10 protein-coding genes and 1 pseudogene are annotated in these 15,061 nt (G+C 58.9%); 10 read left to right on the top strand and 1 reads right to left on the bottom strand.

The genetic code is table 11. From position 1 onward, the window contains the following. The first annotated feature begins 28 nt into the window (after positions 1-28). Positions 29-259, top strand: coding sequence for a type I toxin-antitoxin system ptaRNA1 family toxin (locus tag KF708C_RS17815; RefSeq protein WP_033945642.1), 231 nt, complete (start codon positions 29-31; stop codon positions 257-259). Positions 260-683: 424 nt separating this feature from the next. Here KF708C_RS17815 and KF708C_RS37045 read toward each other — a convergent pair. Then, positions 684-785, bottom strand: a pseudogene (locus KF708C_RS37045) (type II toxin-antitoxin system ParD family antitoxin); the annotation flags it as partial. Between the two features lie 337 nt (positions 786-1,122). Here KF708C_RS37045 and mads1 point away from each other — a divergent pair. The 9 genes from mads1 (at position 1,123) to KF708C_RS17770 (ending at position 14,978) form a co-directional block, all read left to right on the top strand. Next, on the top strand, positions 1,123-1,323 hold the full coding sequence (mads1, locus tag KF708C_RS17805) for a methylation-associated defense system helix-turn-helix domain-containing protein MAD1 (RefSeq protein WP_033945631.1): 201 nt from the start codon (positions 1,123-1,125) through the stop codon (positions 1,321-1,323). Between the two features lie 58 nt (positions 1,324-1,381). Beyond that, entirely contained in the window at positions 1,382-4,150 is a 2,769-nt protein-coding gene (locus KF708C_RS17800) for a class I SAM-dependent DNA methyltransferase (protein ID WP_033945629.1), read from the top strand. Further along, positions 4,147-6,201: a DEAD/DEAH box helicase gene (locus KF708C_RS17795; RefSeq protein ID WP_033945628.1), complete on the top strand. Its 2,055-nt coding sequence runs from the start codon at positions 4,147-4,149 to the stop codon at positions 6,199-6,201. The genes KF708C_RS17800 and KF708C_RS17795 overlap by 4 nt, the downstream gene beginning before the upstream one ends. Next, positions 6,194-7,381 (top strand): GIY-YIG nuclease family protein, encoded by a 1,188-nt coding sequence (locus KF708C_RS17790; protein WP_059412801.1) that lies wholly within the window; start codon positions 6,194-6,196, stop codon positions 7,379-7,381. Before KF708C_RS17795 ends, KF708C_RS17790 begins: the two co-directional genes overlap by 8 nt. 57 nt (positions 7,382-7,438) lie before the next feature. Further along, a complete protein-coding gene (locus KF708C_RS17785; protein ID WP_033945626.1) occupies positions 7,439-8,500 on the top strand; it encodes a hypothetical protein in 1,062 nt (353 codons plus the stop codon). A gap of 89 nt (positions 8,501-8,589) precedes the next feature. Further along, positions 8,590-8,811, top strand: coding sequence for a hypothetical protein (locus KF708C_RS17780; RefSeq protein ID WP_017997809.1), 222 nt, complete (start codon positions 8,590-8,592; stop codon positions 8,809-8,811). Positions 8,812-9,510: 699 nt separating this feature from the next. Next, positions 9,511-10,761 carry a tyrosine-type recombinase/integrase gene (locus tag KF708C_RS34685; protein ID WP_082079630.1) on the top strand — a complete coding sequence of 417 codons (1,251 nt, stop codon included), beginning with the start codon at positions 9,511-9,513 and terminating at the stop codon, positions 10,759-10,761. A gap of 198 nt (positions 10,762-10,959) precedes the next feature. Next, positions 10,960-13,059, top strand: a complete 2,100-nt coding sequence (locus tag KF708C_RS17775; RefSeq protein ID WP_059412800.1) for an ATP-dependent nuclease — start codon at positions 10,960-10,962, stop codon at positions 13,057-13,059. 35 nt (positions 13,060-13,094) lie between these two features. After that, entirely contained in the window at positions 13,095-14,978 is a 1,884-nt protein-coding gene (locus KF708C_RS17770) for a UvrD-helicase domain-containing protein (protein ID WP_197090382.1), read from the top strand. Positions 14,979-15,061: the final 83 nt, after the last annotated feature.

Raw genomic sequence — 15,061 nt, 5'->3', positions numbered from 1 at the left:
ACTAACCCACCTGATGGAGAGGTGAATCATGGCAACTCTGAATCCTACCAACGCAACCCAGGCAGTTCACCATGCGGCCGCGCAACTCGCGGCCTTGGACTGGATCGATCAGGACGCAGCCCGGCAGCTCGGGCCGCTGGCCGAGGCGGTCGCCAATGCCTTCATGGTCGTGTTCTACCAAGCCGAGACGGGTCGCGCGACACCGACCGACTTCCGTGAGGCGCTGGATGCCGTGCGCCAGTCGCTTCCCACCGCGTAAGGCACGCGCCAGGAACAGCAAGGGCGGCCAATGGCCGCCCTTGTCGCTTCCGGGCCTCCATCGTCGGAAGTGGCGATGTGTGCCGGCGCTCGAGCATCGCCAGATCGGGCGATGACGGCCGCTTCACTCTTCCGGCGATGTGGATCTCGCATCGTTGCTTCTGGCGATGAGATCCACCTGCAGCACCGCTAGGAATGGCGATGCTGGCCCGCGTCGTTCATGACGCGATGTTGTGCCTGATTCGCGCACGTGCCGCGACTTGATGTGCGCGCTCGATATAGGCCGAGTCGCCCGTAGCCTCGGCGTCGGCCAGAAATGTGGCCACGGCTTCAGCGGTGGTCAATTCCTCGGCCGGGTCAAAGGGTGTAAGGGGCTCCAGGCCCGCATCGGCGCGGCGGGCCAGTTCGATAGCTTGAGCGACGTCAGCCAGCCGGGCGCGCACCTGGTCAGCAGTAACGGCGCGGCCTGGGTCGGCCTTCAACGCATCGTAGGCCGGACCGATTCGCTCATGCAGCCAGTGTTCCATGTCCACCTTCTCTGTTTTCTCTTTGCCCATCGCACACCTTACGCTGACGTTGCTCAACCTGTCCCATCCAGAAGAGGTCGCAGGCTACTACGCGGCCTGCTTTTCCCTGGAGTGAAAGACGCTGACCACCTTCTTGGCGTCAACCATCTGCACCCTGATGGCTAAAGCACATGGCTTTGCCGTCGCACCGGTGACGCGAGCCTGCCGCAACGCGCGGTGCCGGCCGAATCTATTGTCTCCTGCCCATGAGATTCGGGGTTCATTTGGGTAGATCGGATGGTAAACTTGGCCAAACTTTGGAAGACTTCGCCGCGCGACACCAAGCGAGCCGCCTGACATGAACCAACCTGATAGCGAAATTCTCACGCTGGACGAAGTGGCGGCCTACCTCAAGGCAGGGAAGAAGACCGTTTACCGGCTGGCCCAGCAGGGGGGGATACCGGGATTCAAGCTGGGCGGCACCTGGCGGTTTCGTCGCAGCGAATTGGATCGCTGGATTGCCGCGCAGATAGCCGAGAAGACGCAGGACAAGACATGAGCGCCCCGAAAGACGATAGCAACCAGGCGGCCTCGCCCCGAGAGGGGGCTGCACGCCCATGAACGCCGTAGAAATCGAACAGGCCATCACAGACCTTGCGGAGCAGCCCTTTGACCCCGCAGAGTTCCCCTACGCCTTCCTCGAAGCCTTTGGCAACAAGGCGACGACCATCAAGCGCCTGCGCGCGGGGGCGTCGAACAAGTCCGACCTCGGTGGTGTTCTCCAGACCAGCAACATCCACATTCTGACCTGCGACGCCGGGGGGGTGACGCAGACGCTGGCCGCTCTCAAGGCCAGCCCGGCTACGGCCAAGGCCAAGGCGAAGTTCATCCTCGCCACGGACGGGGCGGACTTCGAGGCCGAAGACCTGACCAGCGGCGAGACCGTCGCCTGTGCCTTCAAGGACTTTCCCGACCATTTCGGCTTCTTCCTGCCGCTGGCGGGCATCAGCACTGTCCGCCAGATCAGTGAGAACGCCTTCGACATCCGGGCCACCAGCCGCCTGAACCGTCTGTATGTCGAACTGCTGAAGGACAACCCGGAATGGGGCACGGCGGAGCGTCGGCACGACATGAACAAGCTCATGGCGCGGCTGATCTTCTGCTTCTTCGCCGAGGACACCGACATCTTCGTTGGCAGGGGCCGTTTCACCGAAACCATCGCTCAGATGAGCGCCAAAGACTCGTCCAACACGCACGACGTCATCGCCACGCTGTTCCGCACCATGAACACCAAGCGCGAGGACCGGGCCGCCGCCAAGATTCCCCGATGGGCCGAAGACTTCCCATACGTCAACGGGCAGTTGTTCTCTGGTGGCGACGAGGTGCCGCGATTCAGCAAGATCGCCCGGTCCTATTTGCTGCATGTCGGCGGATTGGACTGGACCAAGATCAACCCTGACATCTTCGGGTCGATGATCCAGGCCGTCGCCGAGGATGAGGAGCGCGGCGAGTTGGGCATGCACTACACCAGCGTCCCCAACATCCTGAAGGTGCTGAATCCACTGTTCCTCGATGACTTACGCTCCAAGCTGGAAGAGGCGGGCGACAACCCTCGCATGTTGCTGAACCTGCGCAAGCGCATGGCGAAGATCAGGGTCTTCGACCCGGCCTGCGGTTCGGGCAATTTCCTAGTTATTGCCTACAAGGAAATGCGTGCCATCGAGGCCGAGATCAACCGGCGGCGCGGTGAACCGGATCGCGCATCGGAAATCCCGCTCACCAACTTTCGCGGGATCGAGCTGCGCGACTTCCCGGCGGAGATCGCCCGTCTTGCACTGGTTATCGCCGAGTACCAGTGCGACGTGCTGTACCGAGGGCAGAAGCTGGCCTTGGCCGAGTTCCTGCCTCTGCGCAACGAAAACTGGATCACCTGCGGCAACGCGCTGCGACTCGACTGGCTGGCGATTTGCCCGCCGACAGGGACGGGCGTGAAGGTGCAGACCGACGACCTCTTTCAGACGCCACTTGACCAAGCCGAGATCGACTTCGTGAACGAGGGAGGCGAGACCTACATCTGCGGCAATCCGCCATACAAGGGGAGCCAAGACCAGACACCAAGCCAGAAAGCCGACCTTGCTGCTGCCTTCGCTGGTCGCATCAAGTCCACCAAGTCGGCGGACTACGTTTCTGGCTGGTTCATCCTCGCACACGACTACATCATTAGGTCAGAGGCTACGTCAGCTTTCGTGACAACCAACAGCCTGAATCAAGGGCGACAGGTTTCTCTCTTGTGGCCTGCAATCCTTTCGACCGACCTAGAGATCAGGTTTGCAAGGCCATCCTTCCCGTGGAGCAACCTTGCATCCAAGAAGGCCGCTGTCACCGTCTCTATCGTTGGGTTGGGGAGGAGATCGGCTACGCCGAAATTGGTCTTCACCGAGAACGCCGTCCAACAGGCAGCGTACATCGGCCCCTATCTCGTACCTGACCACGCCACGGTAGTCTCCCCGTCACGGAGCCTGCTTTCCTCTCTGAGTTCCATGACCAATGGATCAATGCCCAATGATGGTGGAGGCTTGCTGTTGGATGCGGACGAGTACCGAGAACTCGTTCGAGCGCGTCCGGCTGCTGCCGCCTTTTGCCGAAAGTTCCTTGGTTCTCACGACAGTATTCAAGGTGAGACGCGGTATTGTCTTTGGATCGCGGATGCGGACGTGTCCAGCGCGTGCGCCAATCCAGAGATAGCAAAACGTGTTCAAGATGTTCGCGCACATCGAAAAGGCAGTGACCGCCCGGAAACCAACGCCCTTGCATCCATACCTCACGCATTCGGCGAGCGGCGTCATCAGGAAGGTCGGGCATTGTTGATCCCTCGACACAGTTCTGAGAGCCGACCTTATCTTCCATCGGTGCTTGTCAACGATGACACCGTGATTGGCGACAGCGCCATTGCAATGTACGGCTTCACGATGCCTGACGTAGCCATCTATTCGTCGCGGCTTCACTTGGTGTGGATCGCAACGGTTTGCGGCAAGATCAAGGAAGACTACCGATACTCAAACTCGCTCGGCTGGAACACCTTCCCCATACCGCAGCTGACGGACAAGAACAAGGCTGACCTCACGCGCTGTGCCGAGGATATCTTGCTGGCGCGGGAGCATCACTTTCCGGCGACCATCGCTGACCTATACGACCCCGAGAACATGCCCGCTGACCTGCGCGCCGCCCATGATCGCAACGACGAAGTACTGGAGCGCATCTACATCGGTCGGCGCTTCAAGAACGATACCGAGCGGCTGGAAAAGCTGTTTGACCTCTATACCAAGATGACCGCTTCGGCTGCACCGGCCAAGGGTAAGAAGCGCAAAGCGGGAGCCAACGCATGAGCGACAAGATCAAGTCCGTACCGTCCGTTTCGGTCACCTACGCCCGAAACGGCGCATCGACCAAGGCCAATGCGCTTGGGATGCGGCCCATGCAGGAGCGCGCCTACGAGAAACGGGGCGAGCAATACCTGCTCATCAAGTCGCCGCCTGCATCGGGCAAGAGCCGTGCGCTGATGTTCGTGGCACTCGACAAGCTCACGAACCAGGGCATCAAGCAGGCCATCATCGTTGTGCCGGAGAAGTCCATCGGGGCCAGCTTCAACGATGAACCGCTGTCGAAGTACGGCTTCTGGTCCGACTGGCAGGTCGAACCCAAGTGGAATCTGTGCAACGCGCCGGGCAACGACAACGGCGGCAAGGTCAAGTCGCTGGGCGCGTTCCTCGAAGGCGACGACAAGGTGCTGGTCTGCACCCACGCGACCTTCCGCTTCGCGGTCGATGCCTACGGTGTGGAGGCATTCGACGACCGTCTGATCGCGGTCGATGAGTTCCACCACGTCTCAGCGAATCCGGACAACAAGCTCGGCTTGCACCTCGGGCAGTTCTTCGCGCGTGGCAAGACCCACATCGTCGCCATGACCGGCTCCTACTTCCGTGGCGACGCCGAGGCCGTGCTCGCGCCTCAGGACGAGTCGAAGTTCGATACCGTCACCTACACGTATTACGAGCAACTGAACGGCTACGAGTACCTCAAGCAACTCGACATCGGCTACTTCTTCTACAGCGGGCCTTACGTCGATGACATCCTCAACGTCCTCGATCCCGCCGAGAAGACCATCATCCACATCCCCAACGTCAATTCGCGTGAAAGCACGAAGGACAAGATGCGCGAGGTAGAGCACATCCTCGAGGCGCTGGGCGAATGGCAAGGCATCGACCCAGCGACCGGCTTCCAGCGCGTCAAGCGTCCCGATGGCCGCGTGCTGCGCATCGCTGATCTTGTCGATGACGATGCCGCCAAGCGTGACCGCGTGTCCGCCGCGCTCAAGGACCCGGCGCAGAAGAACAACCGCGACCATGTGGACATCATCATCGCGCTGGGCATGGCGAAGGAAGGCTTCGACTGGATTTGGTGCGAACACGCGCTGACCGTGGGCTACCGCGCCAGCCTGACCGAGATCGTGCAGATCATCGGCCGAGCTACCCGCGACGCGCCCGGCAAGACCCGCGCGAGGTTCACCAACCTGATCGCCGAGCCGGATGCGGCCGAGGAAGCTGTCACCGAGGCCGTCAACGATACGTTGAAGGCCATCGCGGCAAGTCTGCTGATGGAGCAGGTTCTTGCTCCACGCTTCGAGTTCAAGCCCAAGAACCCCGACAGCGGCCCGACGCCGGGATTTAACTACGGCGAGGGTGGCTACGACGCGGACCGTTGCAATGTCGGTGTCAATGAGCAGACAGGGGCTTACCAGATCGAGATCAAGGGCCTCGCCGAGCCCAAGAGCAAGGAGGCGGCGCGAATCTGTCAGGAAGACCTGAACGAAGTCATTGCGGCCTTCGTGCAGGACAAGCCCACCATCGAGCGCGGCCTGTTCGATGAGGAGCTGGTGCCCGAGGAACTGACGCAGGTTCGCATGGGCAAGATCATCAAGGACAAATATCCCGAGCTTGACGCCGAAGATCAGGAGGCCGTGCGTCAGCACGCCATTGCTGCCCTCAACCTCACGCAGCAGGCCAAGCGGCTGGTCACCGAAGGCGAGAGAGATGGGTCGCTCAACACCGCGCTGATCGACGGCGTGCGCCGCTTCGCGATGGACGTGCGCGAGTTGGACATCGACTTGATCGACCGCATCAACCCCTTTGGGGAAGCCTACGCCATCCTTGCCAAGACCATGAGCGAGGACAGCTTGAAGCAGGTCGCGGCGGCCATCTCGGCCAAGCGCACGAGCCTGACGCCGGACGAGGCGAAGGAGATGGCCGTTCGGGCTGTTCAGTTCAAGAAGGAGCGCGGTCGCATTCCGGCGCTCGATTCCCAGGATGCCTGGGAGCGACGCATGGCCGAAGGCGCGGCCGCCTTCATGCGCTTCAAGGCGGAGGGACGCTATGAGTAACTCTGATCTTGACGAACTCGCTGCGGAGCTTGCCGAGTTCGCACCTCCTGAGAAGAAGGGCGGACGGCCGGCCAGTGAGGAGCGCGTCATCGCGGGCTTCGAGGAAATCCAACGCTTCACCGAAAAGCACGGCCGTGCGCCGCAGCACGGTGAGGACCGCGACATATTCGAGCGCCTTTACGCCGTGCGTCTGGACCGTTTGCGCGCGCTCCCGGACTGCCGCGCCCTGCTAGAGCCGCTGGACCATCAGGGCTTGCTTGCCGCTGCGCCTGCCGTTGCCGCTTCGGCAGATGAAGCCATCGACATCGACGACCTGGCTGCAGAGCTGGCGGGCGTAGCGGAAGCGGACGACATCACAGTTCTACGCCATGTCCGCACCAGCGCCGACAAGCGTGCCGCCGAGGAGATCGCGGATCGCAAGCCCTGCGAGGACTTCGAGACCTTTCGACCCTTGTTCGAGCGCGTGCAAGCGGAGGTCAAAACCGGTATGCGCCAGTCCCAGCCCATCGAAGCGGGCCGCCGCGCGATTGAAGCCGGGGACTTTTTCGTTCTCGATGGCATCACGCTCTACGTTGCCGAGGTCGGCGAGCCGTTGAAGACCACCGCCGGGGAAGTGGACCGCCGCCTGCGCCTCATCTTCTCCAACGGAACCGAGAGCAATCTGCTGCTGCGCTCGCTCCAGCGAGCGTTCTACAACGACCCCGCCGCGCGGCGGCTGGCCTCGCCCGAGAGCGGGCAACTCTCTTTCGGCGGTGAGCTTGAGGCCGATGATGTCGAAAGCGGCACGATCTACGTCCTGCGCTCCCTCTCCGATCATCCCTATGTCGCGCAGTACCGCGACATCATTCACAAGATGGGCGTGACCGGTGGCAGGGTGGAGACGCGCATTGCCAACGCCGAACACGACTCCACCTACCTTCTGGCGAAGGTCGAAGTGGTGGCGACCTACAAGCTCGCGGGCATCAACCGCACTCGGATGGAGAACCTGTTCCACAGGCTATTCGCGCCCGCGCGGTTGAACATCACCATCAACGACCGCTTCGGTCACCCCGTGCAGCCCGAGGAATGGTTTCTCGTTCCGCTGTTCGTGATCGACGAGGCCGTCGCGCGCATCAAGGATGGCAGCATCACCGGCTACGTCTACGACCCCAAGGCTGCGAAGCTGGTGAAGGTGACGTAGATCGAACTCACCTCCGCCGCCCCGTTCGTCTGAAATTAGCCAAAGATTGGAGCAATTATGAAGCTGAAGAGGGAAGCCAAGACGCTGAAGGCCAAGGCTATAGCTTCGTTAAAGCGTGGGTTGGAGGCATTCAATAACCACGACGACGATGGGAGGCCGGAAACAGTCCTTCTTATGCTTCAGCACGCGAGCGAAATGTTGGCTAAGGCGTTGTTGGTTCAGAAGGGGCAGGACGTCTTTGACAAAGAAAAGGGAACCTCGATTGGTATCGAGAAGGCGTTGAACATTGCTCAGTCCAAAGGGTGGATGAGCGCATCACAAGCTGGGGCTATCCGAGTCGTCGACGCGCTGCGTGACCAAGCCCAGCACTGGATGATCGTGGTTCCCGAAGACGCTCTCTACATCAACGCGAGGGCGTTGATAACGGTGTTGGATGAAATCCTGACAGCGCACTTCCAGGACACGATCGCAGATAACCTTCCGGTACGGGTTCTGCCTCTGTCTACCCAACCGCTGCCTGATTTCTTAATGCTGGTGAATCGGGAATACGCACAGATTAGAGACCTGCTTGCTCCGGGCCGAAGGGCGAGAGACGAGGCTAGAGGCCGAATCACGGCACTCCTGGCGATGGAAGCCCATGTCAGTGAAGAGGTTGCAGTTTCCAAACGAGATCTGGATCGAATTGAAGAGGCGATCAAAGACGACACTCCCGTGGAGCAGGTATTTCCACGATTGATGACCCTAGCAACGAACATTGAAGGAGACGGTCCGACGATTCGAGTCCGAATCACCCGAGCCGCAGACGCTCCAGCGGTTCGCTTCGTGTCGGGTGATGACCCAGAGGGTGCGGCGGCTATCCGCGACGTAGATCTCCAGAAAAAATACCACTGGAGTCCGAGTGCGTTGGCGGAAAAGCTGGGGTTGACAATCAATAAGGCCAAGGCTGTCCGCGACTTCCTGCGTATAGACGAAGATCAAGCCAACGTCATGGTGTTTGAGTTCGGGTCTCAAAAACACCCGAGGTATTCCGACAACGCACTGCGCGTGCTTCGGGAAGCTATCACCCCGGAATTGGTCGAGGAAGCATGGCAGGCACGCCCGCGGGGTCGCGGGAGATAGCCTTGTTGCGCAATGTTCGTTTTCGGCAAGGCCGTCGCGCGCTTGATTTGCCCTGGCCGCAGGCCAAATGAACGCCAAGAGGAAAGAGAATGACGAAGCTGCACCAGGACAACCAAACCGAGCCATGTTTCATAACCGACGGCCCGCCGTCCAATGACCTGCCGCCCCCTCCACACCGGACCATGAACCTGCCGCAAATCCTGGCGGGCCTCACCAATGAAGAGTTGGCGGGGTGGCCCGGCGACTTGGCCGACGCCGAGCGGGAGAAGCGGCGCAAGGCCGGAGGTTGGACCGCATCCGATGGTGGCTAACTCAATCTGCCTTGGCGTCACATGGTATTTATCATGGCATCAGGCGAATGGTCATAAGTAACATGTTGATGTGAAAAGATATTTTTCTCTTGATGACAATCAATGGGAGTGAGGGGCGAAAAAACCCCTTATAAATCAAAAACTTACGACATGTTGTGCATGTGCAAGTTGATGAAATATAGCCGGTGAGCTGCCTCTAAGCTATTGATTTAAAAGGGTAATCGTCTTCTTGATCCTCTCGTGGTTGATTGTTGCTAGACGCTGAACTCGACGGTATCGGCGACGGTAGAAATGGCGCTCTCAGCTTAGGCCCAAGCTAGGCTAAGTGCCATACCGTCTGCCGATACCGTGCGACACGGTATGCTGCGGTCAAAAAAGTCAGGTTTCATGCGGGTTGGCGGGCAGGTGTACGTCGTCTGGCTGGAAGGCATTTGTCTCTTTCAGATATTCATCGTGGTTCTTTGGTTTTAAGTAGCTTAGGGCGCCATGCCCCTGCATACAAGCTGGCAAAAGGCCGGGAGCTGTTTTTCGGCCAGGTTGCCGGTTGTTTTCGGGTGGCGATGTTGAAGGCTGTGGCTTGAGACCGTATGAGGCAGGGTCTGGTGCTCAAGCAAGTGGTTAGACGCTCAGCGTTGAGTGGAAATCTGTAGGTTTCGCGATTGGTGATGGCAACCGGCCGTCTCAATTTAGGAAATCTACATGCTTACAGACTTCACCCTTCGGAACCTCAAGCCTCGCTCGTCCCTCTACAAAGTCTTTGATCGTGAAGGGATGTACGTGGCCATCTCACCGGCAGGGTCCATCTCCTTTCGATACGACTACAGCATCAATGGTCGGCGCGAAACACTGACTATCGGCCGTTATGGCTTCGGCGGAATTTCGCTCGCCGCTGCGCGGGACAAGCTGTCGGCAGCTAAGCGGTTGGTGCGCGATGGAATCTCCCCAGCCATCCAGAAACAGCGCGAGAAAGCTCGTGGGCCTGAGATCAAGACCTTCGGTGATCATGCTGTTCATTGGCTTTACGGGGCTACCATGGCTCCTTCAACTCGGGCAATGCGCAAGAGCGTGCTGGATCGCGACATCCTGCCGATTTTTAAAAAGCGTCTCCTGAGCGAGGTCCAAGCGGAGGATCTTCGTGCTCTATGCCTGCGTGTGAAGGGGCGAGGAGCGCCCACGGTGGCCGTTCACATTCGTGACATCATCAAACAGATCTATGGCTACGCGAACCTTCATGGAGAGAAGGTGAGCAATCCAGCTGATGATGTTAGCGCAGCGTCTATTGCCACGTGTGTGCCGAAAGATCGAGCGTTATCTCCTGAGGAAATTCAGCTGATGTGTCGGCAGTTGGAGCTTGCCTCGACTCATCCGGCAATTCGACTCGCGTTGAGGCTGATTCTGCTGACCTTGGTTCGCAAGAGCGAATTGATCGAGGCGACCTGGGATGAGGTTGATTTCGAGACGGCCGTATGGACCATTCCAAAGAGCCGTATGAAGGGGAGGAGGGCGCACAACGTGTATCTGTCTTCCCAGGCTCTGGACATCATGATTGCGCTGCGCACGTATTCAGCCGGGTCAAGGTATGTATTGCCCTCGCGTTATAGCGCGGATCGATGCATGTCCAAAGCAACTTTGAATCGAGTGACGCAGCTCATTTCAGAGCGGGCGAAGGCCGCAGGGCTGCCATTAGATTCATTCACGGTCCATGATTTGAGGCGAACGGGGTCTACATTGCTTAATGAGGCCGGTTTCAATGGTGACTGGATTGAGAAATGCCTCGCGCATGAGAGCGGGCGATCTTCGCGATCGATTTATAACAAGGCAGAGTATGCGGAGCAACGGCGCCATATGCTGCAAGAATGGGCGAATATGGTCGATGCATGGGCGACCGGCGAAAGGTATACACCGACGTTGTATTTATTGGCGGTCGCTATGAGAGGTACTGGTATTTGATGACTCAATCCTGAAATTGGGGGCTAGGGTGTTAGCGTCGCGATGTAAGGTATGGGAGATCTCTCGATTGCAGAAAATGACACGTCACGGAGGCACGCTCCCAGAAGGGTGTAGTAGCATTATGTAACAATAAGCTCCACGAGCGCCTTACTCAATCACGCGGCGCGACGAACGTGAAGAACCAGGGAGGGAGAGGGTATGTACTTGAAGCACATCCGGGCGCGCAACTACCGCGCGTTTGGGGACGGCACGTCTGCGCCTGCACTGGATTGGGAACTCAATCCCGGACTCAATATCCTTGTCGGTGAAAACGATGCGGGAAAGACCGGCATCGTCGACGCCATCCGCCAGGTACTGCTGACGACCAGCTACGAGCCCATCCGGCTCTTTGAGCAGGACTTTCACATCCAGGACGCAAATCGCGCTCATATCCTTAATATCGAGGCCACGCTGTGTGGGCTGAGCCCCGATCAGGAGGCTTCCGTTCTTGAGTGGCTGACCCTTGGGATGGACGGCACATGCTCGCTCATCCTTCATCTCGAAGCGCGCTACCACCCGCCACAGGCGACGAAACGGGCCCGGGTCGACACTATCGTTCGGACCGGAGCCAACGGCACTGGCCCAGAGGTTGGCTATGCGGTCAGGGAACTGGTGCGAGCAACCTACTTGAGGCCGTTGCGCGACGCAGAAGCTGAGCTTCGGCCGGGCCGCCAATCGCGGCTGTCTCAGATTCTTGGCGCTCACAACAGCATCGCCGGCCAGGAGATGAACGACTTCGACAGGGCATTGCCCAAAAACATCCCTGAGCGGTTGGTTGGCCTGATGGCGTTCGCTCAGCACCACCTGGGGGAGCATGAGGTCGTCAAGAGTGTTGAGAAGGACATCAACGAGAACTACTTGAGCCAGTTCGCGTTCTCTGGTGATGATCTTCAGTCGCGCATCCGCATCGCCCCCGACCTCGCTCTGACGCCCATCCTTGAGAAGTTCGAGTTGTCTCTGTTGCCCGGAGCACATATCGATCCTGACGCCCGCTGTGCGAGAGGTCTTGGCTACAACAACGCGCTGTTTATGGCCACGGAACTAGTGCTGCTGCGCGATGGCGAGGAACTAGCCCTGCTGCTCGTCGAGGAGCCTGAGGCTCACCTTCATCCTCAACTGCAAGAGCGCGTGATGGACCTCTTGAAGGAGCATTCGAACGAGGATCAGGCACAGAAACGAGTGCAGGTCATCCTGACAACCCATAGCCCCTCGCTGGTATCGACTGCGCGCATCGAAGACATGACACTGGTGCACAAGGCGCAGACCTTCCCGCTGGCCGCAGGCAAGACCAAACTCAAGCGAACCGACTATTCCTTCCTGCGACGGTTCATCGACGCGACCAAGGCGAACCTCTTCTTCGCTCGCGGCGTCATGATGGTGGAGGGGCCTGCTGAAGCCATCTTGTTGCCCGCCATCGCCGAGATGTGCGGTCGGTCGTTCTCCAAGCATGGTGTGTCAATGGTCAACGTTGGACACACAGGCCTGTACCACTATGCCCGTATCCTCCAGCGCGAAGGCGCCGGCCCGGATATCCCGATTCCGGTCGTCTGTCTGACGGATCGAGATATCGTGCCCGACGTCGCAAAGGGCTACGTCTCGAAGCCCGGCAAGGGGCCGCGCTTCGATTCCGATTACACGGCGCTCGAGATCGCTCAAGTGGTGAAGAACAAAAAGGACAGGGCAGAAGGTGGGCGGACCATTGTCTGCGTGTCCGATCGTTGGACGCTTGAGTACGACCTTGCACTCCACGGCTGCGCGAAGCTGATGCACTTGGCGATTTCTCTGGCCGTGAAGGCTAAGTCGCGCGATGAGCGCCTAGAAGAGAAGGATGAAATTTCGGTGCTCGCCTCGGCCGAGGCGAGCTGGACAAAGTTGGAGAGTGAGGGACATACTCCCGAGGCTCTCGCGGCAATCATCTATAGGCCGCTGAAGGTGGATGAGGCTTCGAAGGCCATCGCTGCTCAGTATGCAGCTCATCTAGTCTGCACTGGTGCATATGGCACGGGCGAGGATTTGTTTAAAAAGCTGCCTCTATACCTACAAGCAGCCCTCTCGCATCTGACCACAACTGCGGCTCCGAAGTCCGCGGCGGCATCCGGTACTGCTTCTGGCGCGACTATTCCAGTTGGGGGCACTGTGCCCGAAGCAGCGGTCGTCGTTCATCCGATGGCGGTGTCTGATTCAATGGCAACTGCACCGGCAGTTCAAGCAGTTTCGCCCGGCGCGGCAGAAAACGGCACACAGTGGGGTGGCAGGTGAACGCGGTCAGACTCTTGCCAGAAGACCTAGCCGAGTTGACGACGCTAGCCAAGGACTTGCACTTCGACGATGCGGAGCGTCGCAGCGCGCTGCTAGAGAACGGCTCGCGCGATTTCAACGCGGTGCCTGGCAGCGGGAAGACATCGCTGCTCGCGGTTAAGCTTTTGCTACTTGCAAAGAAGTGGCCGCATGCTCGCCGCGGCATCTGTGTCCTCAGCCACACCAATGTGGCCCGCGATGAGATTGCCCAGCGTTTGGCGGAGACGGCTGAGGGCGCGCAACTTCTGAGTTATCCCCATTTCATCGGAACCATCCACGGCTTCGTCAACCAGTTCTTTGCCGTGCCTATGCTGCGGAGCTTGGGAGAGAAGATCGACGTCATCGATGACCTGGTGTTCGCCGAGAAGGCTAAGTCTTTGCTTCAACTGGGACAGTTCTCCGGCCTTCGCGTGTATCTGGGAAATCAGAATAACGGAGAGGGCATCGCTACCACGCTGTTCTATCGGACTGCAGAGATGGAGGTGCAGGTTGAGAGCGGCCGCCTGCCGGCGGCGCAGACGGCCTCGTATAAGTCCTTGATGAGCCTCAAGAAGATGCTAACTAAGTCGGGCATCTTTCGGCATCGCGATATGTTCGCGTATGCGGACTTGGCTCTCAAGATTTGCCCCCATCTGGTCGATGTCGTGCATCGACGGTTCCCCATGGTGTTCATCGACGAGATGCAGGACACGTCTTGGGACCAGGAGTCCTTCCTGAATCGAATCTTTGATAGTAAGTCTGTAATGCAGCGATTCGGGGATATTGACCAGAAGATTCTTTCGGATGAGGAGAACGTCGATCTCCTCACGTTCCCTCGGGATGGGCACGGCTGCATCAGCACCAGCAAGCGATTTGGCGCAGCGATTGCAGATGCTGTGGGCAGCGTCCGCGTGAGCGGTGAGGCGGTTGTCGGTGAAGGTTCTGACACCCTTCCTCCAGTCCTTCTCCTGTATGCCACAGGCGATGTAACAAAGGTGGCCTCGCACTATGGTCGCCTGGTCATCGAACGGCTATCCACGGACGACATCGGCATCCGTGAAGTGAAGGCAATGAGCGCTCGCAAGACCGGTGAGGGCAAGGTCGACGCTGGACGTCATCTTGTGGATTACTGGCCGGCCTATGGAGAGGGTCAGCAAAGCACGGGTATGCGTTCCGAACGCTTCTGGGAACTCGTCGGCGACGCTAAGAAGTCTCTTCAGGAGGCATCGCTTAGCGCACGTGTCTCCGACGTCCGTAGGGCATTGCTGCATGTTCTTCGCGCAGCGAAGGCCCCGTTGGTACAAGACGTTCGAGATGCTCGAGGGCTGCCTCGAGCCATAAGCGCCGTCACACCTTCCGGGTCAATTGAATGGCTCACCCGGAAACTCGCACTGTCTGGCGAGGATCTCTGTGAGGTCGGTCAGCGCGATACGCTCCTGCAGCTTCTGTACGCAGAACTTAAGCCGTACCTGCCTAACGGAATCGAGTTCGATGCGTTCAAGATGCTAAGCGTTTTCGAGGCAACAGAGCCACCAAGGGCGACGACCACTGCAGCTACGACAAAGTGCCAGGTTTTCCACCAAGGTAGGAATCTAGAGTTTGGCCTTGGAACGGTTGCAGGCATGAAGGGCGAGACGCATGCCGCATCCCTGGTCCTTGAGTCCTACGGAGGGAACAGCAAAAAGTTCGATGTCGCACTCGGTCTTGAGTTCATCGCAGGGGTAGCGTCGAAGAAGCTCGCAAAGCTTCCTAAGACGCAGCAGGCGCAAATGCGGAACCTTTACGTTGCGATGTCTAGACCAACAAAGTTGCTATGCCTTGCGGCGAATGAAAGCCGAGTCCCGCAGAATCTGAGAGACGCTCTTGCAAGCAAGGGGTGGCATATCGAGATGGTGACCTAACTTTCGATCAAATCTTGCGTAATAGCTGCGCCCGTTTTTTCACAGATTTCTCCAAGGAGTCCAAAACTTTCCGGATCGGATGT

It is taken from the genome of Cupriavidus basilensis, from assembly GCF_000876015.1.
GTDB lineage: Bacteria > Pseudomonadota > Gammaproteobacteria > Burkholderiales > Burkholderiaceae > Cupriavidus > Cupriavidus basilensis_B.
This window is presented reverse-complemented; position numbering and strand designations above follow the sequence as displayed.

What these genes read in the sequence shown, in the direction of transcription:
- KF708C_RS17790 (WP_059412801.1), top strand. Translation starts at nt 6,194, where the DNA reads ATGAGTAACTCTGATCTTGACGAACTCGCTGCGGAGCTTGCCGAGTTC.
- KF708C_RS17775 (WP_059412800.1), top strand. Translation starts at nt 10,960, where the DNA reads ATGTACTTGAAGCACATCCGGGCGCGCAACTACCGCGCGTTTGGGGAC.
- KF708C_RS17795 (WP_033945628.1), top strand. Translation starts at nt 4,147, where the DNA reads ATGAGCGACAAGATCAAGTCCGTACCGTCCGTTTCGGTCACCTACGCC.
- KF708C_RS34685 (WP_082079630.1), top strand. Translation starts at nt 9,511, where the DNA reads ATGCTTACAGACTTCACCCTTCGGAACCTCAAGCCTCGCTCGTCCCTC.
- mads1 (WP_033945631.1), top strand. Translation starts at nt 1,123, where the DNA reads ATGAACCAACCTGATAGCGAAATTCTCACGCTGGACGAAGTGGCGGCC.
- KF708C_RS17815 (WP_033945642.1), top strand. Translation starts at nt 29, where the DNA reads ATGGCAACTCTGAATCCTACCAACGCAACCCAGGCAGTTCACCATGCG.
- KF708C_RS17785 (WP_033945626.1), top strand. Translation starts at nt 7,439, where the DNA reads ATGAAGCTGAAGAGGGAAGCCAAGACGCTGAAGGCCAAGGCTATAGCT.
- KF708C_RS17800 (WP_033945629.1), top strand. Translation starts at nt 1,382, where the DNA reads ATGAACGCCGTAGAAATCGAACAGGCCATCACAGACCTTGCGGAGCAG.
- KF708C_RS17780 (WP_017997809.1), top strand. Translation starts at nt 8,590, where the DNA reads ATGACGAAGCTGCACCAGGACAACCAAACCGAGCCATGTTTCATAACC.